The organism is Streptomyces sp. CLV115 (assembly GCF_038448545.1).
Lineage (GTDB): Bacteria > Actinomycetota > Actinomycetes > Streptomycetales > Streptomycetaceae > Streptomyces > Streptomyces sanglieri.
Window position 1 is genome coordinate 45550 of sequence record NZ_JBCEWQ010000025.1, and the last position, 24447, is coordinate 69996.

Consider the following 24447-nt stretch of genomic DNA (forward strand, 5'->3'; position numbering starts at 1 on the left):
TGGTTCCCTGGCAGCCATGAGCAACCCCGCACACAGCCCCGCCGCCACCTCCGAAGTGACCATCTGGTCCCTGCAACAGACCTCCCCCGACGATCTGCGGCCCGCCGCGGTCCCGGAGGGCGATGTGCGGATCGTGCGGTCCGGGATGCCGCTTCCCGAGTTCAGCCGGTTCCTCTATACGGCGGTCGGCGGCGACATCCGGTGGACCGACCGGCTCGGCATGACGTACGCGCAGTGGCAGAAGGCCCTGGACCGGCCGGGGGCCGAGACGTGGGTGGCGTACGCGAACGGCACCCCGGCGGGCTACCTGGAGCTGGACCCGCAGGACGAGGGCGTGGTCGAGATCATGTACTTCGGGCTGATTCCGGCTTTCCGGGGGCGCCGGATCGGCGGCCATCTCCTCTCGTACGGGGTGGCCCGTGCCTGGGACCTGGCGGAGCGCTGGCCGGAGCGGACGCCGACGAAGCGGGTGTGGCTGCACACCTGCTCCAACGACGGTCCGCACGCCATGGACAACTATCTGCGGCGCGGCTTCCGGCTCTTCGACACGAAGGTGGAGCTGGAGCCGGAGGTGGAGACGCCGGGTCCGTGGCCCGGGTCCGGGCGGTAGGTACGACAGGAGGGCGGTCCTGCGCCTGCGTGGCCGCGTTCCGATGACAGACCGGGGGATTGCGGCCATTACGGGCGGTGCGGGCCGGAAACTTTCCGTGACGAGCACCACAGCGTCTCGGATGACGGGACACTCTCGTCCACATCTTGGATAGTGGTGGACTGGCCCGAGATTCGCGTGCCACGCTTCCGTCATGTCTGGAACTGGAATTGCCTTGGTGAGTCGACGCCACGTCGACCTCGGCCGCGTGTCCAGCGCCATCTGTCCGGCGAGCTGAGAGTCCCAGCACCGCCGCGATCCCCTTTTCTCTGCAAACCCCTGCGCACCGCCGCGCCTCAGCGCGAGTGTGCAGTTCAGAGCCGCCCTCCTGCAGTCCCGAAGGACGTACCGTCATGGCCGCTACCCCGGAACAGCCTGCGACCACCACGCCCCGCCGCAAGGCCGGACGCCACCGTGGCGAAGGCCAGTGGGCCGTGGGGCACCACACTCCGCTCAACGGCAATGAGCAGTTCAAGAAGGACGACGACGGTCTCAATGTGCGGACACGCATTGAGACGATCTACTCCAAGCGCGGTTTCGACTCGATCGACCCCAACGACCTCCGCGGCCGGATGCGCTGGTGGGGTCTCTACACCCAGCGCAAGCCCGGGATCGACGGCGGCAAGACCGCCGTCCTGGAGCCGGAGGAGCTGGACGACAAGTACTTCATGCTGCGGGTCCGGATCGACGGCGGCCGGCTGACCACCGCGCAGCTGCGGGTGATCGGGGAGATCTCGCAGGAGTACGCGCGCGGCACCGCGGACATCACCGACCGGCAGAACATCCAGCTGCACTGGATCCGCATCGAGGACGTCCCGGCGATCTGGGAGAAGCTGGAGGCCGTCGGGCTCTCCACCACCGAGGCGTGCGGCGACTGCCCCCGCGTGATCATCGGCTCCCCCGTGGCCGGCATCGCCGCCGACGAGATCGTCGACGGCACGCCCGCCGTCGACGAGATCCACGACCGGTACATCGGCAGCAAGGAATTCTCCAACCTGCCGCGCAAGTTCAAGACCGCGATCTCCGGCTCGCCGGTGCAGGACGTGGTCCACGAGATCAACGACATCGCGTTCGTCGGCGTGGTCCACCCCGAGCACGGTCCGGGCTTCGACGTCTGGGTCGGCGGTGGGCTCTCCACCAACCCGCGGCTCGCCGAACGGCTGGGCGCGTGGGTACCGCTGGACGAGGTTCCGGACGTCTGGGCCGGGGTCGTGGGCATCTTCCGCGACTACGGATACCGGCGGCTGCGCAACCGTGCCCGGCTGAAGTTCCTGATGGCCGACTGGGGCCCGGCGAAGTTCCGCCAGGTGCTGGAGGACGAGTACCTCAAGCGCCCGCTGACCGACGGCCCCGCGCCCGAGCAGCCCAGCAGCCGCTGGCGCGACCACGTGGGCGTGCACCAGCAGCAGGACGGCCGCTACTACGTCGGTTTCGCCCCCCGGGTCGGCCGGGTGGACGGCTCCACGCTCGCCAAGATCGCCGACCTCGCGGCGGCGCACGGCTCGGACCGGCTGCGTACCACCGTCGAGCAGAAGATGATCATCCTCGATGTGGCGCAGGACCAGGTGGACTCCCTGGTCTCCGGCCTGGAGGCGCTCGACTTCCAGGTGCGGCCCTCGCCGTTCCGGCGCGGCACGATGGCCTGCACCGGCATCGAGTTCTGCAAGCTGGCGATCGTCGAGACGAAGGCGCGCGGCGCCGCGCTGATCGACGAACTGGAGCGCCGCCTGCCGGAGTTCGAAGAGCCGCTCACCATCAACATCAACGGCTGCCCCAACGCGTGCGCCCGGATCCAGACCGCCGACATCGGCCTCAAGGGCCAGCTGGTCCTGGACGACGACGGCAACCAGGTGGAGGGCTATCAGGTGCACCTGGGCGGTGCCCTGGGCCTGGAGGCCGGGTTCGGCCGCAAGGTCCGCGGCCTGAAGGTCACTTCGGCCGAGCTGCCCGACTACGTGGAGCGGGTCCTGGGCCACTATCTGGCGGAGCGTGAGGACGGCGAGCGCTTCGCGACCTGGGCGGCGCGGGCCGGTGCGGAGTCGCTGTCATGAGCGGGCGCGCCGCACCGTTCTACTGCCCGTACTGCGGGGACGAGGACCTGCGCCCGCACGAGAGCGGCCACGGCGCCTGGGAATGTGCCTCCTGCAACCGCGCGTTCCAGCTCAAGTTCCTGGGTCTGCTGACCCGGGGACTGCAGCGCAACGACGTCGAAGGGGACGGGACATGACGGACACTCTGCGGACCGAGGACCTGGAGACCCTGGCCGCCCGGGCCGGCCGGGAGCTGGAGGACGCCTCCGCGGCAAAGATCCTGAAGTGGGCCGCCGACACCTTCGGCGGGCGGTTCTGCGTCACCTCCTCCATGGAGGACGCGGTCGTCGCCCACCTCGCCTCGCGCGTCTTCCCGGGCGTGGACGTGGTCTTCCTCGACACCGGCTACCACTTCCCGGAGACGATCGGCACCCGTGACGCGGTCGAGGCGGTGATGGACGTCCGTGTCCGCACCCTCACGCCCCGGCAGACGGTGGCCGAGCAGGACGCCGAGTACGGGCCGAGGCTGCACGACCGCGACCCCGACCTGTGCTGCGCGCTGCGCAAGGTCAAGCCGCTCCAGGAGGGCCTGACCGGGTACACGGCATGGGCGACCGGGCTGCGCCGCGACGAGTCCCCCACCCGGGCGGACACCCCGGTCGTCGGCTGGGACGCGAAGCGGCAGAAGGTGAAGGTCTCGCCGATCGCCCGCTGGACGCAGGACGACGTCGACGCGTACGTCGCGGAGCACGGCGTGCTCACCAACCCCCTGCTGATGGACGGTTACGCCTCGGTGGGCTGCGCGCCCTGCACCCGCCGGGTGCTGGAGGGCGAGGACGCGCGGGCCGGGCGCTGGGCCGGCCGGGGCAAGACCGAGTGCGGGCTGCACGACTGATGACGACTGATCAGGAGACTTCGATGAGCGTGACGGAGACGGGAGCCACCATCTGGCTGACCGGTCTGCCGAGCGCGGGCAAAACCACCATCGCGTACGAACTGGCCGGGCGGCTGCGCGGCGAGGGCCACCGTGTGGAGGTGCTCGACGGGGACGAGATCCGGGAGTTCCTCTCCGCGGGGCTCGGCTTCTCCCGCGAGGACCGCCACACCAACGTCCAGCGGATCGGCTTCGTCGCCGAGCTGCTGGCGGCCAACGGGGTGAAGGTGCTGGTCCCGGTCATCGCCCCGTACGCGGACAGCCGGGACGCGGTGCGCAAGCGGCACCAGACCGAGGGCACCGCGTACCTGGAGGTGCATGTCGCGACCCCGGTCGAGGTGTGCTCCCAGCGCGATGTGAAGGGGCTCTACGCCAGGCAGGCGGCGGGCGAGATCAGCGGCCTCACCGGGGTCGACGACCCGTACGAGGCCCCGGAGTCGCCCGACCTGCGGATCGAGTCGCACCGGCAGACCGTGCAGGAGTCCGCGGCGGAGCTGTACGCGCTGCTGAGCGAGAGGGGTGCGGCATGACGACCGTCGCGACCGTGCCGGAAGGCACCGACAATCCGTACGCACTCAGCCACCTGGACTCCCTGGAGTCCGAGGCCGTGCACATCTTCCGCGAGGTGGCGGGCGAGTTCGAGCGGCCGGTGATCCTGTTCTCCGGTGGCAAGGACTCCATCGTGATGCTGCACCTGGCGCTCAAGGCGTTCGCGCCCGCGCCGGTGCCGTTCACCCTGCTGCACGTCGACACCGGGCACAACTTCCCCGAGGTGCTGGAGTACCGGGACCGCACGGTGGCCCGGCACGGGCTGCGGCTCCATGTCGCCTCCGTGCAGGAGTACATCGACGCCGGGAAGCTGCGCGAGCGACCGGACGGCACCCGCAACCCGTTGCAGACCGTGCCGCTGACCGAGGCGATCCAGCAGCACCGCTTCGACGCCGTGTTCGGCGGCGGGCGCCGCGACGAGGAGAAGGCGCGCGCCAAGGAGCGGGTCTTCTCGCTGCGGGACGAGTTCTCCCAGTGGGATCCGCGCCGTCAGCGCCCCGAGCTGTGGCAGCTGTACAACGGTCGGCACGCCCCCGGTGAGCACGTCCGGGTGTTCCCGATCTCCAACTGGACCGAGCTGGACGTCTGGCAGTACATCGCCCGCGAAGGCATCGAGCTCCCGCAGATCTACTTCGCCCACGAGCGCGAGGTCTTCGACCGCAACGGCATGTGGCTCACCGCCGGTGACTGGGGCGGGCCCAAGGAACACGAGAGCGTCGAGACCCGGCAGGTGCGCTACCGCACGGTCGGCGACATGTCGTGCACCGGCGCCGTCGACTCGGACGCGACGACGCTGGACGACGTGATCACCGAGATCGCCGCCTCCCGGCTCACCGAGCGGGGCGCGACGCGTGCCGACGACAAGATGTCCGAGGCCGCGATGGAAGACCGCAAGCGCGAGGGGTACTTCTAAATGACCACGCACATCCAGCACGCGGAGCAGTTGTCGACCACCACCCTGCTGCGGTTCGCCACCGCGGGGTCCGTCGACGACGGCAAGTCCACCCTCGTGGGACGTCTGCTGCACGACTCCAAGTCGGTCCTCACCGACCAGCTGGAGGCCGTCGAGCACGCCTCGCGCAGCCGGGGCCAGGAGGCGCCGGACCTGGCACTGCTGACCGACGGGCTGCGGGCCGAGCGTGAGCAGGGCATCACCATCGACGTCGCCTACCGCTACTTCGCGACACCGCGCCGCCGGTTCATCCTGGCCGACACCCCGGGGCACGTCCAGTACACCCGGAACATGGTGACCGGCGCCTCGACGGCCGAGCTGGCCGTCGTGCTGGTCGACGCCCGCAACGGGGTCGTCGAGCAGACCCGCCGGCATGCCGCCGTCGCCGCGCTGCTGCGGGTGCCGCACGTGGTGCTGGCCGTCAACAAGATGGACCTGGTCGACTACGCGGAGCCGGTGTTCGCCGCGATCGCCGAGGAGTTCACCGCGTACGCCGCTTCGCTGGGGGTCCCGGAGATCACCGCGATCCCGATCTCCGCACTGGCCGGTGACAACGTCGTGGAGCCGTCCGCGCACATGGACTGGTACGGCGGGCCGACGGTCCTGGAGCACCTGGAGACGGTGCCGGTCAGCCACGACCTCACCGCCTGCCACGCCCGTTTCCCGGTCCAGTACGTGATCCGGCCGCAGACCGCCGAGCACCCCGACTACCGGGGCTACGCGGGCCAGATCGCGGCCGGTGCGTTCCGGGTGGGCGAGGCCGTCACCGTACTGCCCTCCGGCCGTACGTCGGCGATCGCCGGGATCGACGCGCTCGGCGAGAGCGTGGACATCGCCTGGGCACCCCAGTCGGTGACCCTCCGGCTGGCCGACGACATCGACGTCTCGCGCGGCGACCTGATCGCACCGGCCGACGACGCGCCGGCGGTCACCCAGGACGTCGAGGCGACCGTGTGCCACGTCGCCGACCAGCCGCTCTCCGTCGGCCAGCGGGTGCTGCTCAAGCACACCACCCGCACGGTCAAGGCGATCGTCAAGGACATCCCCTCGCGCCTCACGCTGGACGACCTCTCCCAGCACCCGGCGCCCGGCCGGCTCGTCGCCAACGACATCGGCCGGGTCGTCGTCCGGACCGCGGAGCCGCTCGCGCTCGACGCGTACGCGGACTCCCGGCGCACCGGATCGTTTCTGCTGATCGACCCGGCGGACGGCACCACCCTGACGGCCGGGATGGCGGGCGCCTCGTTCGCCGCTGCGGCCGAGCCCGAGCCCGGTGCGGCGGCCGCGGACGACGCGGAGTGGGACTTCTGATGAGCATCGACATCTTCTCGACGTTCGCGAAGGAGGGCGGCCGCATCGGCAGCGGCGCCCTCGGCAGCGGTCAGGGCGGGGTCGCGCGATGTGCGCGATGACGTACGCGCACCGCCTGCGCGCCCACTCGTACCACCCGCACCGCCAGTTCAGACGAAGACCTGCCGACTTCCCGGCCGCGCCCCCGTAAGCACCGAAGGACGCGAGCACCGGGCCGACGAGAGGAAAACCTCCCGTGCCTGCCCCCCGTACCACGCTGCGCCGCACTCTCGCCGCTGTCGCCGCCCTCCCGCTGCTCGCCGTCGCGCTCACCGCCTGCGGCTACGGCTCCGAGGCGAAGCAGAACGACACCGGGGCGAACGCCGCCGCCAGCGGCAAGAAGCTCTCCACGGACACCGTGAAGATCGGCTACTTCCCGAACCTCACCCACGCCACGGCACTGGTCGGCATCCAGGAAGGCATCATCGCCAAGGAGCTCGGCTCCACCTCGGTCAAGCCGTCGACGTTCAACGCCGGTCCGTCCGAGATCGAGGCGCTCAACGCGGGCTCGATCGACATCGGCTTCATCGGCCCCTCCCCCGCCATCAACGGCTTCACCAAGTCCAAGGGCAAGAGCCTGCGGATCATCGGCGGTTCGGCGTCCGGCGGGGTGAAGCTGGTCGTCGACCCGAAGAAGATCAAGACCCTGGACGACCTCAAGGGCAAGAAGATCGCCACCCCGCAGCTCGGCAACACCCAGGACGTGGCCTTCCTCAACTGGATCTCCGAAAAGGGCTGGAAGGTCGACGCCAGCAGTGGCAAGGGCGACGTCTCGGTGGTCCGCACGGACAACAAGGTGACGCCGGACGCCTACCGTTCGGGTTCCATCGACGGTGCCTGGGTGCCCGAGCCGACCGCGTCCAAGCTGGTCGCCCAGGGCGCGAAGGAACTCCTCGACGAGTCGACGCTGTGGCCGGACAACAAGTTCGTGATCACCAACATCATCGTGTCGCAGAAGTTCCTCGCCGAGCACGGGGACGTCGTCGAGGCGGTGCTGCGCGGCACGGTCGCCACCAACGCGTGGATCAACGCCAACCCGGACAAGGCGAAGGCCTCCGCGAACACCGCGCTCAAGGAGCTCAGCGGCAAGGCGCTGCCGGCCGAGATCCTCGATCCGGCGTGGAAGTCCGTCCAGTTCATCGACGACCCGCTGGCCGCCACGCTCGACACCGAGGCCAAGCACGCGGTGAAGGCCGGCCTGCTGGAGCAGACGGACCTGACGGGCATCTACGACCTGAAGCCGCTGAACACGATCCTCAGGGCCGCGGGCAGGCCCGAGGTCGCCGACGCCGGTCTCGGCGTCAAGTAGCAGCGTCCGGCACCCGAACAGGATTCCCAGGAGGTGACGACCATGGCGACCACCACGCTCACCAAGGCCGAGGACCGTACGGCGGTCGGGCACGCCGCCCGCATCGCCCACGTCTCGAAGTCCTTCGGCGGACCGGAGGGGCAGCAGCTCGTCCTGGACGACATCACACTCGATGTCGCTCCCGGCGAGTTCGTCACCCTTCTGGGTGCCTCCGGGTGCGGCAAGTCGACCCTGCTCAACCTGGTGGCCGGACTCGACCGCCCGACCGCGGGGTCCATCGAGACCCCCGGCGGGCGGCCGGCCCTGATGTTCCAGGAGCACGCCCTCTTCCCGTGGCTGACCGCGGGCAAGAACATCGAACTCGCGCTGCGGCTGCGCGGCGTACCCAAGTCCGACCGCCGCGCCGAGGCGGAACGCCTGCTCGAACTCGTACGGCTCGGCGGGGCGCACGGGAAGCGGGTGCACGAGCTCTCCGGCGGCATGCGACAGCGGGTGGCGATGGCCCGCGCGCTCGCCCAGGACAGTCAACTGCTGCTGATGGACGAGCCGTTCGCCGCTCTCGACGCCATCACCCGGGATGTGCTGCACGACGAGCTGACCCGGATCTGGCGCGAGACGAACGTCTCGGTCCTCTTCGTCACGCACAACGTGCGCGAGGCGGTCCGGCTCGCCGAGCGGGTCGTCCTGCTCTCGTCGCGGCCGGGCCGGGTCGCCCGGGAGTGGACGGTCGACATCGACCAGCCGCGCCGCATCGAGGACACCGCGGTGGCCGAGCTGTCCGTAGAGATCACCGAAGAACTGCGTGGGGAGATCCGCCGACATGGCCAGCACTGAGACCGCCGCCAAGGACACCGCCCGGGACCTGGCGGGCCTGGAGGCGGGGCTGGACGCACTCGACGCGGTGCGGGTGAGCCGGACCCCGGTCCGCGAGGTGCTGGTGCGCAAGGTGCTGCCGCCGGCCGTGGCCGTGGTCCTGGTGCTCGTCGTCTGGCAGATCCTGATCTGGGCGAAGGTCACCGACGACTACAAGCTGCCGTCGCCCTCCCTGGTCTGGGGCGAGGTGACCGACGCCTGGGCGCAGGGCACCCTGCTCGGCTTCATCTGGACCAGCGTCTCGCGCGGTCTGCTGGGATTCCTGCTGGCGCTGGTCATCGGCACCCCGCTCGGACTGCTGGTGTCGCGCGTCAAGCTGGTGCGCGCCGCGATCGGACCGGTGCTCTCCGGGCTCCAGTCGCTGCCCTCGGTGGCGTGGGTGCCCCCGGCGGTGATCTGGCTGGGCCTCAACGACCGGATGATGTTCGCGGTGATCCTGCTGGGCGCGGTCCCGTCGATCGCCAACGGTCTGGTCTCGGGCGTCGACCAGATCCCGCCGCTGCATCTGCGGGCCGGCCGGACGCTGGGCGCGACCGGGCTGCGCGGCACCTGGCACATCGTGCTGCCGGCCTCGCTGCCCGGCTACCTGGCGGGCCTGAAGCAGGGCTGGGCGTTCTCCTGGCGTTCGCTGATGGCCGCCGAGATCATCGCCTCCTCGCCCGATCTGGGCGTGGGTCTGGGCCAGTTGCTGGAACAGGGCCGGGAGACCAGCAGCATGTCGATGGTGTTCCTCGCCATCATCCTGATCCTGACCGTCGGCATCGCGATCGACCTGCTGATCTTCAGTCCGCTGGAGCGGTGGGTGCTGCGCAGCCGCGGCCTCCTCGTCAAGAACTGAGTGCGCCCATGACCGCTCCGGTGCTCCTCGTCATCGCCCACGGCAGCCGCGATCCACGGCACGCGGCGACCGTGCACGCGCTCACCGCGCGGGTACGGTCGCTGCGTCCGGGGCTGCGCGTGGAGACGGGCTTCCTGGACTTCAACGCGCCGTCGGTGCCCAGGGTCCTGGAACGCCTGGCCACAAAGGACGTGATCGCGCTCCCCCTCCTGCTCACCCGGGCCTTCCACGCCAAGTCCGACATCCCGACGGTGCTGCGCGGGGCCCGGACCGGGCTGCCCCGGCTGCGGGTCCGGCAGGCCGAGGTGCTCGGTCCGTCGCCGCTGCTGAACTCTGCGCTGGAACGGCGCCTGCGAGAAGCCGGGATCCGCCCCGGTGACCGAAGCTCGACCGGCCTCGTCCTGGCCTCGGCGGGCTCCACAGACCCGGAGGCGATCGCAGTGATCGCTGAAATCGCGCGGGAGCTGCGGCACACCGGTTGGTGTTCCGTGCGGCCTGCGTTCGCCTCCGCCACCTCTCCCGCGGGCTTCCCCCGCACCGAGGACGCGGTACGGGCCCTGCGGGCCGAAGGCGTGCGCCGGGTGGCGGTGGCGCCGTACGTCATCGCGCCCGGCCGGCTCCCGGACCGGATCGCCCAAGGGGCGGCGGGCGCGGACGTGCTGGCCGATGTGCTGGGCCCCGCACCGGAGTTGGCGCGGCTGCTGCTGACCCGTTACGACGAGACCCGCGGTGCGGCAGCCCGGCCGGTGGCGCTCAGCGCCTGACCCGGCTGCCGCTCACCCCACGTCCAGACTGCCCGTACGGGTCCGCTTGATCTCGAAGAGGTCCGGACTCCCGGCGAGCACCCGGAAGCTGTCGAAGAGCCGCCCGGCCTCCTCGCCGCGCGGTGCCGCCCGCAGGACGGGCCCGAACCACACCGCCCCGTCGACATGGATCGTGGGCGTACCGACGTACGCGTCCGCCTCCGGGTCCTTGCCCGCGTCATGGCTGCGCCGGAGCGCCTCGTCGTACGCCTCCGAGTGCGCGGCGCCGGCGAGCGAGGCGGGCAGCCCGAGCTCCGCGAGGGACTCGGCGATCACCTCGTCGAAGTCCTCGTTCTTCTGCCGGTGGATCCGGACGCCCATCGCGGTGTAGAGATCGCGCAGGACACCGTCGCCGTGGGCGTCCGCCGCGGCGACCAGGGCGCGCACCGGACCGATCGACCTGTCGACCAGGTCCCGGTACCAGTCGGGGAGTTCGTTGCCGGTGTTGTGCAGGTAGAGGCTCATGACACGGAAACGGAGATCGATGTCGCGCTGCTGCTCGACCTCCAGCATCCAGCGGGAGGTGATCCAGGCGAACGGGCAGGCCGGGTCGAAGTAGAAGTCGACGGTCGTGTTCATGCCTCGACTGTAGCCACGCATTGGCACCGACCTCCGGGCCATTCGCCACCCGGTCGAATGGGCCATTTCGCAGGCGTACCCGGTTGGCCGGTGCCGCGACCTGCGAGGTCCGCCCCAAAAGGGGCTCTCAGCCGGCGGTTGACGTCCAGTGCGGGTCTCGTCCGCTGTGGGCCAGCGCCCGCTCGAACACCGACGCCGATGCGGGCACCGTCACCTCGTCGGCGAAGCCGTCGTACTGCCGGTAGAGCGCGGCGGTGCCGTCGACGACGCCGAGCACATAGGCGGCCGCCTCGTCGGAGAGCCGGAACTCCTCCCCCACGGCCCGGGCCACGTCCCACCCGTGCAGGGCCGTCTCCTCGATGAGCATCGCGGCGATCTCGGCGGCCGGCGAGGCCGATCCCCCGATGTCGATCCCACCGTCCCAGACGGCCGGGTCCGCCCAGGCGGCGACGGCGCGGTCCAGCTGCTCGGCGTACCGCTGCGCCCAGTCGGCGTCGGCGGTGAAGTCGCGTGTGGTGAGCTCCTTTGGAAGGTCCTTGCGCAGGGCCCGGTGCTCCAGGCCGTGGGAGGTGTACAGCACCCAGTGGTTGACGAGCCCGCGCACGTCCCAGTCACCACAGGGCGTGTCCGGCGCGTCGAGCTGCTCGGCGCTGATGGATCGGGCGATACGGGCCGCCTCGGCGGCGACTTCGGTCATGTGCGCGTGCTCGTTCTTCATGCCGTCCAGGCTATGACCGCCCCCGGCCCCCCGGATTGAAGAAAGGCGACACGCCCCGCACACCGGTCCGCCCCGCCCCTGCCCGTCCGCCCCGGTGGTCACCACGCGGCCGACGGCCCGGGGTGCGGGCGGGAGCAGGGCCCGCCCGCACGCGGGTGGGCGTGATCAGCAACCGCGGGCGGGGTCCGTGTTCAGTGGGTTCGTTGCCATGCCGGCACCAGCGACCGCAGGTGCTCGGTGCGCTGCCGCACACGCTCGAAGAACGCCTTCTCGTCGGCCTCCAGCTCGGCGACCAGCTCCTGGTGGAACGTCCACGCGTCGACACCGATCTCGTACGAGCAGCCGGCGCAACGGCACCGGCCTGCCCGTGGCGACCCCAACCGCCGTTCGCAGCACGGGCAGTTCATCGGCATCCGTGCATCCCGGCGGTTGGGTGTTTCCGCAGCCCCAGCAGGTCCACCAACCGCCGACGTTCCGACTCATCTGGTTGCCGCATTTGGCGCACTTCATGGTGCCGTCCTCTCTCGCGGGTGGGTGTGGCAGAGACAGACGCAGGGCAGATGTTCCGTCGTGCTGTCGGCCGTGGATATCGCCTGACTGCCGGGACGGAGGCGGCGCGCGTCGGCCCGGGGGAGGTTCGCGGCCGGGCGGCGCTCATGTCCGGTTCCCGGTCGGACGATGCGCGCCCGCCGGCCCGGGCGGGCCTCGTACACCTTGATCGTCGTCGTCTTCGCCATCGCGGGTACGCCCCTGTCGCAACCAGTGAGTCGGGTACGGACGACCGTAGGGACGGCTTGTGCGTGCACACCAGCCAACTGCGGTTATGCGCGCACACTTCCCTCGTTAGGGATGCTCGGCGCGCGTGTTCTTGACGGACGACGCCCACCGCACGGTGGAGGTGTGACGCGCGGTGGTGCGTGGAGCCGAGCGGACGGCCCCGGTCCTCCGGCGGGGCAGGGCTTCAGCTGTCCGCCATCACACCGTCCTTCCACCGCCATTCGGGATCCCGCCCGCGCTCGTACCGTTCCGGCGGTCCGACCGATCGGGTTCCTGGAGGGAACATGCGAGACCGCATACGAATCGCCCCACGCGCAGCGGCGGTTCTCGTCGCACTGGTGGCGGCGGGGGGGGAGCCACCCCCGTTCCGGCGGTGGCCGCGCCGTCCGGGATCACGCGGGCCGCGGCGGCACCGGCGCCGACCGGGCCGGCGTACAGCTATGACGCGGCCACCGAGCTGGTGACCGTGCGGTGGGATCCGAAGGACCCGGCCGACACGGTGACGACCGGGTATCGCGAGGGGAGCTGCAGCGGGCCCTCGACTGCCGACGGGCCCTGCTTCGTCCGCGCCTCGGGGCCGCTGCTGGACGGCAACTCGTTCACGTTCCGCCTGGCGGCCGGCCGGACGTTCCACTTCCGGGTGTACGCCGAGAACGCGGCCCACCGGACGACCGGCTCGGCGATCCTCACCGTCACCACCTGAGCCCGACGGGGCACGCTCCCGGTGACGGGGCACGCTCTTACCATGGGGGGATGTCCTCCCTCTCACAGCCACTCGACGATACGTTCCTGCTCGGCGGCGAGGTGCCCGTACGCCGGCTCGGCTACGGCACCGCGCAGCTGACCGGCCCCGGATACTGGGGGCCGCGCGGCGAGCGGGAGGACGCCGTGGCCGTGCTGCGGGCGGCCGTCGAGCAGGGCGTCACACTCATCGACACCGCCGACAACTACGGGCCGGAGCTGGCCGAGGAGCTCGTCGCCGAGGCGCTCCACCCGTACCGCGACGATCTGGTGGTCGCGACCAAGGGCGGGGTGGTGCGTACGAGCGACGCCGCCTGGCACATCGCGGGGCGGCCGGAGCAGTTGCGGGCGATGTGCGAGGCCAGTCTGCGACGGCTGCGGACGGACCGGATCGACCTCTACCAACTGCACCGGCTGGACCCGGAAGTACCCATGGCCGACCAGCTGGGCACGCTGGACGCGCTGCGGCAGGAGGGTAAGATCCGGCACATCGGTCTGGACACCCTTACCGCCGACCAGCTGGAGCAGGCTCTCTCCCTGACCGGGATCGCCTCGGTGCAGAACCGGTTCAATCTCCTCGACCGTTCCTCGGACGCGGTACTGAAGGTGTGCGAGGCCCACGGCCTGGCTTTTCTGCCCTGGTTCCCGCTGGCCAACGGCGCTCTGACCGGCGAGGCCGCAGCGGCTCTCGCCGGGATCGCCGATCGGCACGGTGCCACCCGCGGGCAGATCGCCCTCGCCTGGCTGCTGCACCGGTCCCCCGTGCTGTGCCCGACCCCGGGCACCGGTTCGGCCGTCCATCTGGCGGAGAACCTGGGGGCCCGGGAGATCCGGCTGTCCGCCGAGGACCTGAGCGGCCTGGAGGCGCTCGCACCCGCATGAAGAGGAGTACCCCGCACGTGACCACCGTTCCTGTCACCTCCACCACCCCTGCCACCTCCGCCGTCCCCGTGCCGGCCGCCGTCCCCGCGCCGGGGCCGGATCTGGACGGTGCCGACGGAGCCGCCGTCCCGGTGATCCGGGCCGACGGCGTCTCACTCGTACGGGAGGGCAATGTGCTGCTCGACTCGGTCTCGATGACCGTACGGAGCGGTGAGCACTGGGCGCTGCTCGGCGCCAACGGTGCCGGCAAGAGCACATTGCTGGGACTGCTCGGCGCGGTGAACCATCCCACCCGGGGGTCGGTGGAGGTGCTGGGACGCACCCTCGGCCGGGTCGATCTGCGGGAGCTGCGGTCGCTGCTCGGCCATGTCAATCCGCGTCATCCGCTGCGTTCCCCGCTGTCGGTGCGCGAGGTGGTGCTGACCGGTCTGACCAACTCGGTCGAGCCGGTGCCGCGCCGTGCGGTGAGCGATGAGCAGCGGGAGCGTGCGGAGCGGTTGCTGAAGATGCTGGGCATGGGCGGCAAGTCGCAGTCGCGCTGGCCCGCGCTGTCGCAGGGTGAGCGGGGTCGTACGCTCATCGCCCGCGCCCTGATGCCGCAGCCCCGGCTGCTGCTGCTCGACGAGCCGGCCACCGGTCTGGATCTCGCGGCGCGCGAGCAGTTGCTCGACAGCCTGGACGTACTGCGCGAGGAACATCCGGAGCTGGCGACGGTCCTGGTCACCCATCATCTGGAGGAGCTGCCCGCCTCCACCACGCATGCGCTGCTGCTTCGGGGCGGCCGCTGTCTGGCCTCGGGTCCGGCGGACGAGGTACTCAGCACGGACCGGGTCAGCGACTGTTTCGGGCATCCGGTGAAGATCTCCCGCACGGACGGCCGGTGGGCGGCACGGGCGCAGCGCGTCACCCGGACCTGACCGCCGGGCGTCGGGCGTCGGCGCCGGGCGCTATCCGCCGGCGCCGTTGTCCTGGCCATTGTCCTGGCCGGCGTCCTGGCCGGCGTCCGCGCCGGAGCCGAACGGGGTCGCCTGGTGGTAGTACAGCTCCCAGCCCGACTCGGTCAGCCGCCACACCGAGCTGCGGTGGGCCAGGTGTCCCTTGGTCTCGGTGTCATAGGTGAGGTGGACGAGGTGGTCGGCGAGCTGGATCCCGCTCATCCGGGACGCGGTCATCTGGCCGGCGCGGGGGGCGTCCGCCGAGGTGAGTGAGGCGATCATGGTGTCCCGGTCCCAGACCCGGCCGGACGAGTCGATCTCTCGGTAGTCGGGGTGCAGCACCTGGGCGAGGAGGTCGGCGGAGGCGCGCACCGCCGGGTCCAGGAGGCGCAGCTCGCCCTCGACCGCCGCTGCCACACCGGGGGTCGGATCGGTCATGACGGGGCTCCGTCGCGTGCGGGTCTGCCGTGTGCCGGTCCGTCCGGTGCCGCCCCCGGGGGCGCTGTCATCCGCACCAGCTTCTCCACCGTGTTCCAGTTGCGCGAGGTGGCGACGAGCCCCTTGGTCACGGAGGTCCGGGACAGTGCCTCGGCGAGCTTCGAGCGGCCCAGTCCGTCCGGGGCGTAGAGGTAGAGCGCACGGTCGCCGAGGCCGAACGCCTCGGGGCGGAAGGCCGCCGGGTCGATCCGGGCGAACCGCTCGGCGTCGACCGGCCGGTCGTAGTAGGTGATGTGGAGCTGTCTGCCTTCGAGTTCGGCGGCCGGGAACGGGCAGGCCGCCGCAACTGCGGCCAGGTAGGCTCCGTCCCGGACCAGGCAGGGGACGGGGAAGCCGAACCGCTTCTCGATCGCCTGCTCCAGCTCGGCGGCGAGTGTGTTCTCGTCGTCGCAAGCGGTACTGAAGACGGCGTTGCCGCTCTGCAGATGGGTGCGGACGTCCCCGTGTCCCAGTTCGGTGAGCAGCGAACGCAGTTCGGCCATCGGAACCCTCTTGTGGCCGCTCACATTGATCCCGCGCAACAGCGCCGCGTACATCGTCATGGGCACACCATAGGACGATCTCTTCGCACGGAGCGGCCGCCGCGCCCCGTGGGGGAGAGCGCGGCGGCCGCCGATTCCGTTGTGCCGGGCTTCATTCACCCGGTCACGGCTGCGGGGTCGGTTACTCGACGACCTTCAGCAGCTTGTTGGGGGTGCCCTCGGTCGCGTTGGAGATCGCGTCGGGGGTGGCTCCGTCGGTCAGCGCGGTGGCGACCTCCTCCGGCGTGGCGTCCGGGTGGCCGGCGAGGTAGACGGCGGCGGCACCGACGACGTGCGGGGTCGCCATGGACGTGCCGGAGATGGTGTTGGAGGCGTCGTCGCTGTCGTTCCAGGACGAGGTGATGTCCGAGCCCGGAGCGTAGATGTCCACGATCGAGCCGTAGTTGGAGAAGTACGACTGCTCGTCGTCCACCGTGGACGAGGCGACCGTGATGGCCTCCGGGACACGGGCCGGGGAGCTCTCGCTCGCGTCGGAGGAGTCGTTGCCGGCGGCCACCGCGAAGGTGACTCCGGAGGCGATGGCCTTCTGGACCGCGGCGTCGAGCGCCTCGTCCGCGCCGCCGCCGAGGCTCATGTTGGCGACGGAGGGGCCCTCGTGGTTCTCGGTGACCCAGTCGATGCCTGCGACGACCTGCTCGGTGGTGCCCGAGCCGGAGTCGTCGAGCACCCGGACGGCGACGATCTTGGCCTTCTTGGCCACGCCGTAGGTCGCACCGGCGATGGTGCCCGCCACGTGGGTGCCGTGGCCGTTGCCGTCGTCGGCGCTGTCGTCGTTGTCCACGGCGTCGTAGCCCGAGCTGGCCCGGCCCTCGAACTCGTTGTGCGTGGTGCGTACGCCGGTGTCGATGACGTACGCGGTGACACCCTCGCCCGCGCTGTCCGGGTAGGTGTACGCGTTGTCGCCGGCCGTCTCGGTCTGGTCGATCCGGTCCAGGCCCCACGACGGCGGGTTGTCCTGGGTCTCGTCGATGTGGAACTTCTTGTTCTGGACGACCTTGGACACGGCCGGGTCGGCCGCCAGGCGCTTGGCCTCGGTGAGCGAAAGGCCGCTGGCGGAGAAGCCGTTGATGGCGGAGCTGTAGTTGCGCTTCAGCTTGCCGCCGTACTCCTTGGCGAGCTCCGACTTGTCGGTCTTCTCGTTCAGCATGACGATGTAGCTGCCCGACACGGCGTTCGCCGCGTCGGCACCGTAGACGACGCCCATCGCGGGGGCGGGGGTGGCACCGGCGATCGAGGTGTTGAGCAGGGTGACCCCGGCGGCCGCGGCCACCGCGGTTATCGCTGCGGTCAGCTTGAACCGGCGTGCGCGCTTGTGAATTGCCATGAAGAGGGATCTCCTCGTCATTCTTTGTGGGGGGATTGACCCCCGGCCGGAAGATCTCCGGGGGTTGGCTCGAAACCCTCGCCGATTGACGCGCCCAGATCAAGACCTTCATGCGGCTGTGACTTACTCAACAAAGTTTCGTAATAAGAATCCGGCCAGTGGCACCCAAGTCGGGCACCGCCGCCCCGACATCCGCCCCGCGGACCGGGGTTGCGGCTCGACCGGCACACTTCGCACACGGGAAGACCGACCCCGCCCGACCGTACGGCCGGGCGGGATGGCGGCCGGATTCCACCCTCGTGTTCACAGAGCCCTCACGAGGTCACCAAATTGAGTTCGGGATCGGGTACAGGGGGTGGTTCGGGGGTTCGACACGAGAGTTCGTTACGGCGGGCGCGTGGTTGGGTAAGGCGGGCGCGGCGGGCACGGGGTCGGGTACGGGGCCGGTCCGGTTCGTCAGGGGCGGACGACCCGGACGTCGGCGACCCCCATCAGGCCGGCGAGCGGCACCTTCGCCGCGGTCTGCTCCGGACTCACCGTCAGACCGTCGCCGCGCAGCATGTCGAGCAGCAGCTCGGCGAGCGGCATCACCATGTGCCGGCCCCAACAGCGCTCGGAGGCGTGCCCGAAGGGGAGGTAGCCGGGCTGGTTGTCGGGGTCGAGGCCGTCCCAGCGCTCGGGGCGGAACTCGTCGGGGTCGTCCCAGAGCGCCGGGTCGCGGTGGCTCAGCAGCGGCAGGAGCAGGATGTCGTCGGCCGCGCCGATCCGGGAGTCGAGGGCCGGGTACTCGGGTGATGCCCTGCGCAGAATGTTCCAGGAGGGCGGCAGCAGCCGCATCGCCTCGTGGAGGATGTTCCGGTTCGAGGTGTCGTCGTCGAAGGGCGATCCGAGCCAGAGCGCGTTGGCGACGAGCGTCGAGACGGTGAAGCAGACCGGGGCCGCGGCCCGCCGGTAGAGCCCCATCGCGTAGCGGCGGTCGCTGTAGCTCCCGGCCTCGGCGGTCAGGCCCGCGATGGCGGAGACGGGTGCGCCGGGGCGGAGCCGGCCGGGCAGCGCCGCCCCCGCGGCGATGACCGTCCAGGTGAGTTTGGGCGTCAGCTCCAGCGCGCGGTCCATGAGGATGCGCAGCCGGTACGGGTCGCCCTCCAGCACCAGATCGCGCAGGAACACATGGCCCACGTGCGGCCATTCGCCGGAGAGGTCGACCGTCCCGACGGGCTTCTTCAGCGCCGTCCGGACATCCTTGCCGATGGCCTGCATGACCGTGGACGCCTCGGTGCGCGGGATGGACCGTCCGTGCAGGGGCTTGAACGTGGGCCGCTCGACCTCGGTGGCCGGCCTGGCGGCGAGGATCCGGTCGGTCAGTCCGGCCCCGGCCACACCGACGGTGCCGGGATCGAGGCGGAAGACCTCCTCACCGCGGTGATCTCTCAGGAGCGCCTGGAGTCTCGGCGCGAAGACGACGTCCCGGGCGCGGCTGCCGGTACCGGACATGTACATCGGTGGTCTCCAAGAAGCGGGAAGGGCCCGCGCCCGGCGGGCCGATGAGGCCTGGCCGGACACGGGCCCGAATCGACTGACCGTGTCCCTCGGCAGGAAGGACCGCCTGTCGGCCTAGTACCAGTGGTACCAGGCGTACGCCTTCAGGCTCTTCTCCGGCGTCATCTTGTCCTTGAGCAAGAAAAGGAACTTCATAACAGCACCTCCATCTTTTACTCTGAATTTGCATTCCGACGGGCATGACTTGAGCCGCTCACGACACCAACACCCCACCTCGGACAGGGAATTCAGTGCCGCTCACCGCCGAAAGGAGTGAAGCTCAGTGCGAAACGAATTGTCAATGACCTCTTTCCCCCGGAAAGCGGCAGGGCGTTCAGTTTTCGGCAACCTCCCTTCGCCGCGAGGGTTCCTGATGGAACGCCAGGTCACGAGGTGGTCGGCGCGCTCCATACCCGTACGGGGCGCGCGGACACAAGGGCCTGAAGAGACTGATTCAGGCCGTTGAATGTCTGAATCGCCGACGCCCGAGAATGCGAGGAATCCGGGCCGACACCTGCGAGCGATTTCCCGGACACCTTCGGTGACACGCCGAAAGAAACGTACCGGTCGGTAATCGTCGGTCCGACCCGGACGAGTACCGCACGATTCATGAAACCGAATCGGCGGGAAGCCCGAAGCACTCCCCGCCGGCGGCGGCGGGGAGTGCTTCGGGGCGGGGAGCGCCCGGGGAGCCGAACGTGCTCCGCGGCGGGGTGCCTCAGCGCTGGTAGCGGGCCAGGACCCGGTTCCCGTCGTCGACCAGACGCTTCCTCAGCTCGTCCCCACCGATGGCCCCGCTGTAGTACTCCTGGAGGGCGGGCGTGGCGACCTTGTCCTTCCACTCCGGGTAGCCGCGCACCGACTGGGCCGGCGCCGGACGGAGCGCCTTCGCGACAGCCACACCGGTCGCCCAGCCGTTCTCGGCGGTGTGCAGCGACGGATCGGCGAGCGCCGCGGTGCCCGTCGGGAGCATCCAGTCCCCCTTGGCCAGCCGCACCATGTTCGGCGGCCGCAGCAGGAAGTCGATGAACTGCGCGGCTTCCTTCTTGTGCGGGCTGACCTCCGAGACGGACAGGGTCTGCGGGCTGACGCCCTGGGCGAGGCCCGCGCTGCCCGCGGGGGCGGGCAGCACCGTCCACTCGAAGCCCTCGGGTGCCTGCTCGACCACCTGCTGACGGTACGAGAAACCCAGCGGAACCATCGCGTACTTGCCGCCGAAGAACCCGGGAAGGGTGTCGGAGCCGCCCATGCCGAGCGCGGTGCGCGCGGCACTGTGGTCGGTGTTGACCTGGTCGTGAATGGTGTCGGGGACGGTCCGGTCGCCCTCGTCCGCGCGAATGGTCACCTTGCCGTCGTCGGCGCGGTGGAAGAGCTCGCCGCCGGCGGAGAGCCCCAGGTTCAGCGTGACGGAGACCGGTTCCTTGAGCGGCCAGGCGATGCCGTAGCGACCCTTGCCCGTCAGTTCCCCGGTGACCTGCCGGAACTCGGACCAGCTCCAGGGGTGTTCGGGCGTCGGGATCCGGACCCCGGACTCCGTCAGGATCCTGGTGTTGGCGATCAGGACGCGCGGCTCCTGGAGGAACGGCACTCCGTAGACGCCGTCGCCGAAGGTGGTGGTGGACCAGCTCTGCCGCGGGATGTCCGCGGTAAGCCGGTCGGGGAGCAGCGTCCGCAGATCGGCCAGGTAGCCGCCGTACGCGAAGTCGGCCAGGTCGTCGGAGGCGTCATGGATGATGTCCGGCGCCTCGTCGCCCTCGAAGGCGGTGAGCAGCTGGTCGTGGACGGTGTCCCAGCTGCCCGGGATGTAGTTGACATGGATGTCCGGGTGGGCCTCGTTCCACTCCTTCACCAGCTGCTTGTTGGCGTCGACGGACTCCTTCTGCCAGGCCAGCGACTGGAAGCTGAGCTCGATCCGCCCGCTGACGGTCCCGCCGTCGTCCGTTCCCGCGCAGCCGGTGAGCAGCAGGGCCAGTGCGGTGGCCGTCGCGGCGGCCGTCCGCCGCAGGGATGCCCGCATCAGTTCTTCACCGCCCCGGCCAGCATGCCGCCCGTGATCCGCCGCTGGATGATCGCGAAGATGACCAGCGAGGGCAGGGTGGCGAGGAAGGCGGCCGCGGCGAGCGGCCCGAGATCGGCCGCGCCCTCCGCGCCGATGAAGTGGGTCAGTACGACCGGCAAGGTCTGCTTCTGCGGTGTCTTGAGCAGGACGAGTGCGAAGAAGAGCTCGTTCCACGCGGTGATGAAGGCGAAGAGCCCGGTGGCGACGATGCCGGGGGCCAGCAGCGGGGCGGTGACCGAGACGAGCGTCCGCAGCCGCCCCGCCCCGTCGACCGAGGCGGCCTCCTCCAGCTCCGCGGGCACGGCCCGTACGTAGCCGACCAGCATCCAGAGCGCGAAGGGCAGCGCCCAGACGACGTACACCATGATCAGCCCCCACAGGGTGTTGATCAGATGGAGGTTCTTCAGGATCAGGAAGAGCGGAATGATCAGCAGGACGAGCGGGAACGCCTGGCTGATCACCACCCATCCGGTGGCCGCCGTCGAGAGCCTGGAGCGGCGGCGGGCCATCACGTACGCCATGGGCGTGGCGACGAGGACCGCGATGAAGGCGGCGCAGACCGCGGCGGCCAGCGAGTTGGCGGCGGCCTGGAGCAGCGGCTGTTCGTCGAACGCGGCGCGGAAGTTGTCGAGCGTCGGGTTCTCGGGGATCCAGGTGGGGTGCAGGGAGCCCAGTTCGCGGGCGGGTTTGAAGGCGGTGGAGATCAGCCACAGGAACGGGAACGCCAGGAAGACGAGGTAGCCGAGCAGTGCGGCGTACTGTCCGGCGCGTGCGGCTCTGCCGGTGCGCATGCTCATCGGTCCTCGCCTCCCCTGAGCCGGCCGGCCAGATACACCGCGAGGATCACGGAGATCACCGCGACCATCACACAGCCCATGGCCGCCGCGTACCCGAACTGTCCGTAGTGGAACGCCTCCTCGTACGCGAAGAGCATCGGCAGCCGGGTACGGCCGCCGGGGCCGCCGTTGGTCAGCACGTAGACCAGGGCGAAGGAGTTGAAGTTCCAGATGAAGTTGAGCGCGGTGATGGAGAGCGCGACGGGCTTGAGCACCGGCCAGGTGACGGTACGGAAGCGGCGCCAGGCACCGGCGCCGTCCAGGGCGGCCGCCTCGTGGAGTTCGTGCGGGGTGTTCTGCAGACCGGCGAGCAGGGCGACGGTGGTCTGGGGCATGCCCGACCAGACACCCACGACGATCACGGCGGGCAGGGCGGTGGCGAGCCCGGTGAGCCAGTCGCGGCCGTCGCCCAGGCCGAGATCGCGGATGGTCTCGTTGAGGATGCCCGCGTCCGGGTTGTAGACGAGCCGCCACATGAGGCCCACCACCACCTCGGGCATCGCCCACGGGATGATCGCCAGGGCCCGTGCCAGCCAGCGCAGCCGCAGATTCTGGTTGAGCAGCAGGGCGAGGCCGAGGGCCAGTACGAACTGCGGGACGGTGACGCCGAACGCCCAGACCAGACCGATCCGGAACGAGTCCCAGAAAAGGGTGTCGTGGAGCAGGTCCTGGAAGTTCAGCCCGCCCACCCACTGGGTGGAGCGGGTGCGGCCGGACTGGGCGTCGGTGAAGGCCAGTGCGATGCCGTAGAGCAGCGGGCCGACGCTCAGGACCAGGATCGGGATCAGCGCGGGCAGCACCAGGAACCAGGTACCGGCGCTCCGGTTGACCGGCCGGGACCGTCTGTCCTGCGGACTTCCGGGCGGACCGTGCCTCTCGGAACGTACCGTTGCACTCGCCAATGTCACGAATCCGCCCCCTTGTGTCATTACATCGGATTCATACCGTTCTGGCCGCTCAGATGGCCTCCGTCATCGTGCTGACGGGTCATCGGTTCGTCAAGCAGGCCTGCACGGGTGCGAAAATCGGAGTCATGAACGAGATGCGTGCGCGTGAGGTGCTGACCGCTGCCGGGCTGTCCGGCGGTGCGGAGCTGCTCGCGATGGGTGAGAACGCGGTGTTCGCCGTCGGCGACCTGGTGGTCAAGGTCGGCCGCGACGCCGTGCGCAACCCGGAACTGCGGGACCGGGCGGAGCGCGAGGTGGCCGTCGCCCGGTGGCTGGCCGCCTCGGACGTCCCCGCCGTACGGGCCGCCGAGCCCGCGGCACGCCTGATCGAGGGCCATCCCGTGACCCTCTGGCACCGGCTGCCCGATGCCGTACGACCCGCCGAGCCGCGGGACCTGGCACCGCTGCTCGCCCGGGTGCACGCGCTGACCGTCCCGGACGGCCTCGCCCTGCCGCCCCGTGAACTGCTGGGCGGGGTCGAACGCTGGCTGCGGCTCGCGGGCGATGCGATCGACCCGGCCGACGCCGACTATCTGCGCGAGCGGCGCGACGGCTTCGCGGCGGCCGCCGCCGCGCTGGTCCCCCACCTGCCGCCGGGTCCGATCCACGGCGACGCGCTGCCCCGTAACGTCCATGTCGGACCGGACGGTCCGGTGCTGGTCGATCTGGAGACCTTCTCGGCGGATCTGCGCGAGCACGATCTGGTGGTGCTGGCGCTGTCCCGGGACCGGTACGGCCTGGCGCCCGAGGCGTACGACGCCTTCACCGCCGCCTACGGCTGGGACGTCCGGGAGTGGGAGGGCTGCGCGGTGCTCCGCGGGGCACGGGAGACGGCCAGCTGTGCGTGGGTGTCCCAGCACGCACCGGCCAATCCGAAGGCGCTCGCGGAATTCCGCCGCCGGGTGGCCTCGCTTCGGGACGGCGACACGGCGGTGCGGTGGTATCCGTTCTGAGGGCGTCCCCCGGATCCGGCCGCGGGGCCGGAGCGCCGGGGACGGCCCTGCCCGTCCTCGTCCGGTCCGTACGGCTGCGCGCCGTCAGCCGGCGGTGACTCCGGCCGGCTCCCGCAGCGGCCAGTGGCCGTCGACCACCGCGTCGGCCGTGCCCTTGCGGCGCAGGAACTGCTGGAAGTCCGCCGCCCATTGCGCGTACCACTCGACCTGGCGCTCGTGCAGCTCGGCGGCGGTCAGCCCGGCCACCGAGCCGTGCCGCTCGGCTATGGCGTACGCCACCCGGACCGCGGCCAGCGCGTCCGCCCCCGCGTCATGGGCACCGCCGTGCACCACGCCGTACTCGACGCAGACCGCCTCCAGGTTGCGCTTGCCCTTGCGGTAGCGGTCGACGGCCCGGTCGATCGTGTACGGGTCGATGACCGGGCCGATACCGGCCCCGTCGAGCCGGTCGCTCAGCGACGGCAGCCCGTGCCGGCGCAACTCCGCCGTGAGCAGCGTCAGGTCGAAGGCCGCGTTGTACGCGACGACGGGGACGCCCCGGCGCCAGTAGCCGGTGAGGGTCTCGGCGATCTCGTCGGCCACCTCGCGCACCGGCCGGCCCTCCGCCGCCGCCCGCTCGCTGCTGATGCCGTGGATCGCCGAGGCCTGCGCGGGGATCCGGATGCCCGGATCCGCCAGCCAGGCGCGCTGGCGCACCGGCTCCCCGTCCCTGCCGCGGACGCCGACCACCGCGGCGGTCACGATCCGGGCCTCCAGCGGCTCGGTGCCCGTCGTCTCCAGGTCGAAGCCGACCAGCGGCTCCCGGTGCCAGCTCATCCCGTACCTCCTTC

Annotated in this window: 28 protein-coding genes; 16 read left to right on the forward strand and 12 right to left on the reverse strand. The window is 70.8% G+C overall.

The window, feature by feature from the left end:
- Positions 1–16 precede the first annotated feature (16 nt).
- The 12 genes from AADR41_RS12160 (at position 17) to AADR41_RS12215 (ending at position 10248) form a co-directional block, all read left to right on the forward strand.
- Positions 17–610 (forward strand): GNAT family N-acetyltransferase, encoded by a 594-nt coding sequence (locus tag AADR41_RS12160; protein WP_342281374.1) that lies wholly within the window; start codon positions 17–19, stop codon positions 608–610.
- Between the two features lie 193 nt (positions 611–803).
- Positions 804–887, forward strand: a complete 84-nt coding sequence (locus AADR41_RS12165) for a putative leader peptide (protein ID WP_311203059.1) — start codon at positions 804–806, stop codon at positions 885–887.
- 115 nt (positions 888–1002) lie between these two features.
- Complete coding sequence (locus tag AADR41_RS12170) at positions 1003–2700, forward strand: nitrite/sulfite reductase (RefSeq protein WP_342281375.1); 1698 nt, start codon at positions 1003–1005, stop codon at positions 2698–2700.
- Positions 2697–2876, forward strand: a complete 180-nt coding sequence (locus AADR41_RS12175; RefSeq protein ID WP_342281376.1) for a hypothetical protein — start codon at positions 2697–2699, stop codon at positions 2874–2876. Before AADR41_RS12170 ends, AADR41_RS12175 begins: the two co-directional genes overlap by 4 nt.
- On the forward strand, positions 2873–3574 hold the full coding sequence (locus AADR41_RS12180; protein WP_342281377.1) for a phosphoadenylyl-sulfate reductase: 702 nt from the start codon (positions 2873–2875) through the stop codon (positions 3572–3574). Before AADR41_RS12175 ends, AADR41_RS12180 begins: the two co-directional genes overlap by 4 nt.
- Entirely contained in the window at positions 3574–4143 is a 570-nt protein-coding gene (gene cysC, locus AADR41_RS12185; RefSeq protein ID WP_342281378.1) for an adenylyl-sulfate kinase, read from the forward strand. Before AADR41_RS12180 ends, cysC begins: the two co-directional genes overlap by 1 nt.
- Positions 4140–5075, forward strand: coding sequence for a sulfate adenylyltransferase subunit CysD (gene cysD / locus AADR41_RS12190; RefSeq protein ID WP_342281379.1), 936 nt, complete (start codon positions 4140–4142; stop codon positions 5073–5075). Before cysC ends, cysD begins: the two co-directional genes overlap by 4 nt.
- Positions 5076–6425 (forward strand): sulfate adenylyltransferase subunit 1, encoded by a 1350-nt coding sequence (locus AADR41_RS12195; protein WP_342281380.1) that lies wholly within the window; start codon positions 5076–5078, stop codon positions 6423–6425.
- Positions 6426–6660: 235 nt separating this feature from the next.
- Complete coding sequence (locus AADR41_RS12200) at positions 6661–7773, forward strand: aliphatic sulfonate ABC transporter substrate-binding protein (RefSeq protein WP_342281381.1); 1113 nt, start codon at positions 6661–6663, stop codon at positions 7771–7773.
- Between the two features lie 42 nt (positions 7774–7815).
- On the forward strand, positions 7816–8607 hold the full coding sequence (locus AADR41_RS12205) for an ABC transporter ATP-binding protein (protein WP_342281382.1): 792 nt from the start codon (positions 7816–7818) through the stop codon (positions 8605–8607).
- The gene (locus AADR41_RS12210) at positions 8594–9484 is read left to right on the forward strand and encodes an ABC transporter permease (RefSeq protein ID WP_342281383.1); all 891 of its coding nucleotides are present in this window, start codon (positions 8594–8596) and stop codon (positions 9482–9484) included. The genes AADR41_RS12205 and AADR41_RS12210 overlap by 14 nt, the downstream gene beginning before the upstream one ends.
- Positions 9485–9492: 8 nt before the next feature.
- Positions 9493–10248 (forward strand): sirohydrochlorin chelatase, encoded by a 756-nt coding sequence (locus AADR41_RS12215; RefSeq protein ID WP_342281384.1) that lies wholly within the window; start codon positions 9493–9495, stop codon positions 10246–10248.
- A gap of 12 nt (positions 10249–10260) precedes the next feature.
- Here the strand turns inward: AADR41_RS12215 and AADR41_RS12220 are convergent, their stop codons facing one another.
- The 3 genes from AADR41_RS12220 to AADR41_RS12230 form a co-directional block, all read right to left on the reverse strand.
- Positions 10261–10866, reverse strand: coding sequence for a mycothiol-dependent nitroreductase Rv2466c family protein (locus AADR41_RS12220; RefSeq protein WP_342281385.1), 606 nt, complete (start codon positions 10864–10866; stop codon positions 10261–10263).
- A gap of 127 nt (positions 10867–10993) precedes the next feature.
- On the reverse strand, positions 10994–11584 hold the full coding sequence (locus AADR41_RS12225; protein ID WP_342281386.1) for a TIGR03086 family metal-binding protein: 591 nt from the start codon (positions 11582–11584) through the stop codon (positions 10994–10996).
- A gap of 191 nt (positions 11585–11775) precedes the next feature.
- On the reverse strand, positions 11776–11964 hold the full coding sequence (locus AADR41_RS12230; protein WP_342281387.1) for a hypothetical protein: 189 nt from the start codon (positions 11962–11964) through the stop codon (positions 11776–11778).
- 770 nt (positions 11965–12734) lie between these two features.
- Here AADR41_RS12230 and AADR41_RS12235 point away from each other — a divergent pair.
- The 3 genes from AADR41_RS12235 to AADR41_RS12245 all read left to right on the forward strand — a co-directional run bounded on the left by AADR41_RS12235 (position 12735) and on the right by AADR41_RS12245 (position 14901).
- Positions 12735–13064: a fibronectin type III domain-containing protein gene (locus AADR41_RS12235; protein ID WP_342281388.1), complete on the forward strand. Its 330-nt coding sequence runs from the start codon at positions 12735–12737 to the stop codon at positions 13062–13064.
- Positions 13065–13114: 50 nt separating this feature from the next.
- Positions 13115–13984, forward strand: a complete 870-nt coding sequence (locus AADR41_RS12240) for an aldo/keto reductase (RefSeq protein WP_342281389.1) — start codon at positions 13115–13117, stop codon at positions 13982–13984.
- Positions 13985–14085: 101 nt separating this feature from the next.
- Positions 14086–14901, forward strand: coding sequence for an ABC transporter ATP-binding protein (locus AADR41_RS12245; RefSeq protein WP_342281407.1), 816 nt, complete (start codon positions 14086–14088; stop codon positions 14899–14901).
- Between the two features lie 30 nt (positions 14902–14931).
- On the opposite strand, the gene AADR41_RS12250 is transcribed toward AADR41_RS12245, so the two are convergent.
- From AADR41_RS12250 to AADR41_RS12280, 8 genes are all read right to left on the reverse strand, one after another.
- Positions 14932–15357, reverse strand: a complete 426-nt coding sequence (locus AADR41_RS12250) for a nuclear transport factor 2 family protein (protein ID WP_342281390.1) — start codon at positions 15355–15357, stop codon at positions 14932–14934.
- Positions 15354–15959 carry a DUF1697 domain-containing protein gene (locus AADR41_RS12255; protein ID WP_342281391.1) on the reverse strand — a complete coding sequence of 202 codons (606 nt, stop codon included), beginning with the start codon at positions 15957–15959 and terminating at the stop codon, positions 15354–15356. The genes AADR41_RS12250 and AADR41_RS12255 overlap by 4 nt, the downstream gene beginning before the upstream one ends.
- 121 nt (positions 15960–16080) lie before the next feature.
- On the reverse strand, positions 16081–17283 hold the full coding sequence (locus tag AADR41_RS12260) for a S8 family peptidase (RefSeq protein WP_342281392.1): 1203 nt from the start codon (positions 17281–17283) through the stop codon (positions 16081–16083).
- 456 nt (positions 17284–17739) lie between these two features.
- Complete coding sequence (locus tag AADR41_RS12265; protein WP_342281393.1) at positions 17740–18783, reverse strand: cytochrome P450; 1044 nt, start codon at positions 18781–18783, stop codon at positions 17740–17742.
- Between the two features lie 114 nt (positions 18784–18897).
- Positions 18898–18978 (reverse strand): tryptorubin family RiPP precursor, encoded by an 81-nt coding sequence (locus AADR41_RS42870; protein ID WP_350985409.1) that lies wholly within the window; start codon positions 18976–18978, stop codon positions 18898–18900.
- A 562-nt stretch (positions 18979–19540) separates the two neighbouring features.
- Positions 19541–20839 carry an ABC transporter substrate-binding protein gene (locus tag AADR41_RS12270; protein ID WP_342281394.1) on the reverse strand — a complete coding sequence of 433 codons (1299 nt, stop codon included), beginning with the start codon at positions 20837–20839 and terminating at the stop codon, positions 19541–19543.
- Positions 20839–21678 carry a carbohydrate ABC transporter permease gene (locus tag AADR41_RS12275; RefSeq protein ID WP_342281395.1) on the reverse strand — a complete coding sequence of 280 codons (840 nt, stop codon included), beginning with the start codon at positions 21676–21678 and terminating at the stop codon, positions 20839–20841. The genes AADR41_RS12270 and AADR41_RS12275 overlap by 1 nt, the downstream gene beginning before the upstream one ends.
- Complete coding sequence (locus AADR41_RS12280; RefSeq protein WP_342281396.1) at positions 21675–22646, reverse strand: carbohydrate ABC transporter permease; 972 nt, start codon at positions 22644–22646, stop codon at positions 21675–21677. Before AADR41_RS12280 ends, AADR41_RS12275 begins: the two co-directional genes overlap by 4 nt.
- Positions 22647–22750: 104 nt before the next feature.
- On the opposite strand from AADR41_RS12280, the gene AADR41_RS12285 reads away from it, so the two are divergent.
- Positions 22751–23617 (forward strand): phosphotransferase enzyme family protein, encoded by an 867-nt coding sequence (locus AADR41_RS12285; protein WP_342281397.1) that lies wholly within the window; start codon positions 22751–22753, stop codon positions 23615–23617.
- 84 nt (positions 23618–23701) lie between these two features.
- Here AADR41_RS12285 and AADR41_RS12290 read toward each other — a convergent pair whose 3' ends face one another.
- Positions 23702–24433 carry a 3'-5' exonuclease gene (locus AADR41_RS12290; RefSeq protein ID WP_342281398.1) on the reverse strand — a complete coding sequence of 244 codons (732 nt, stop codon included), beginning with the start codon at positions 24431–24433 and terminating at the stop codon, positions 23702–23704.
- Positions 24434–24447: the final 14 nt, after the last annotated feature.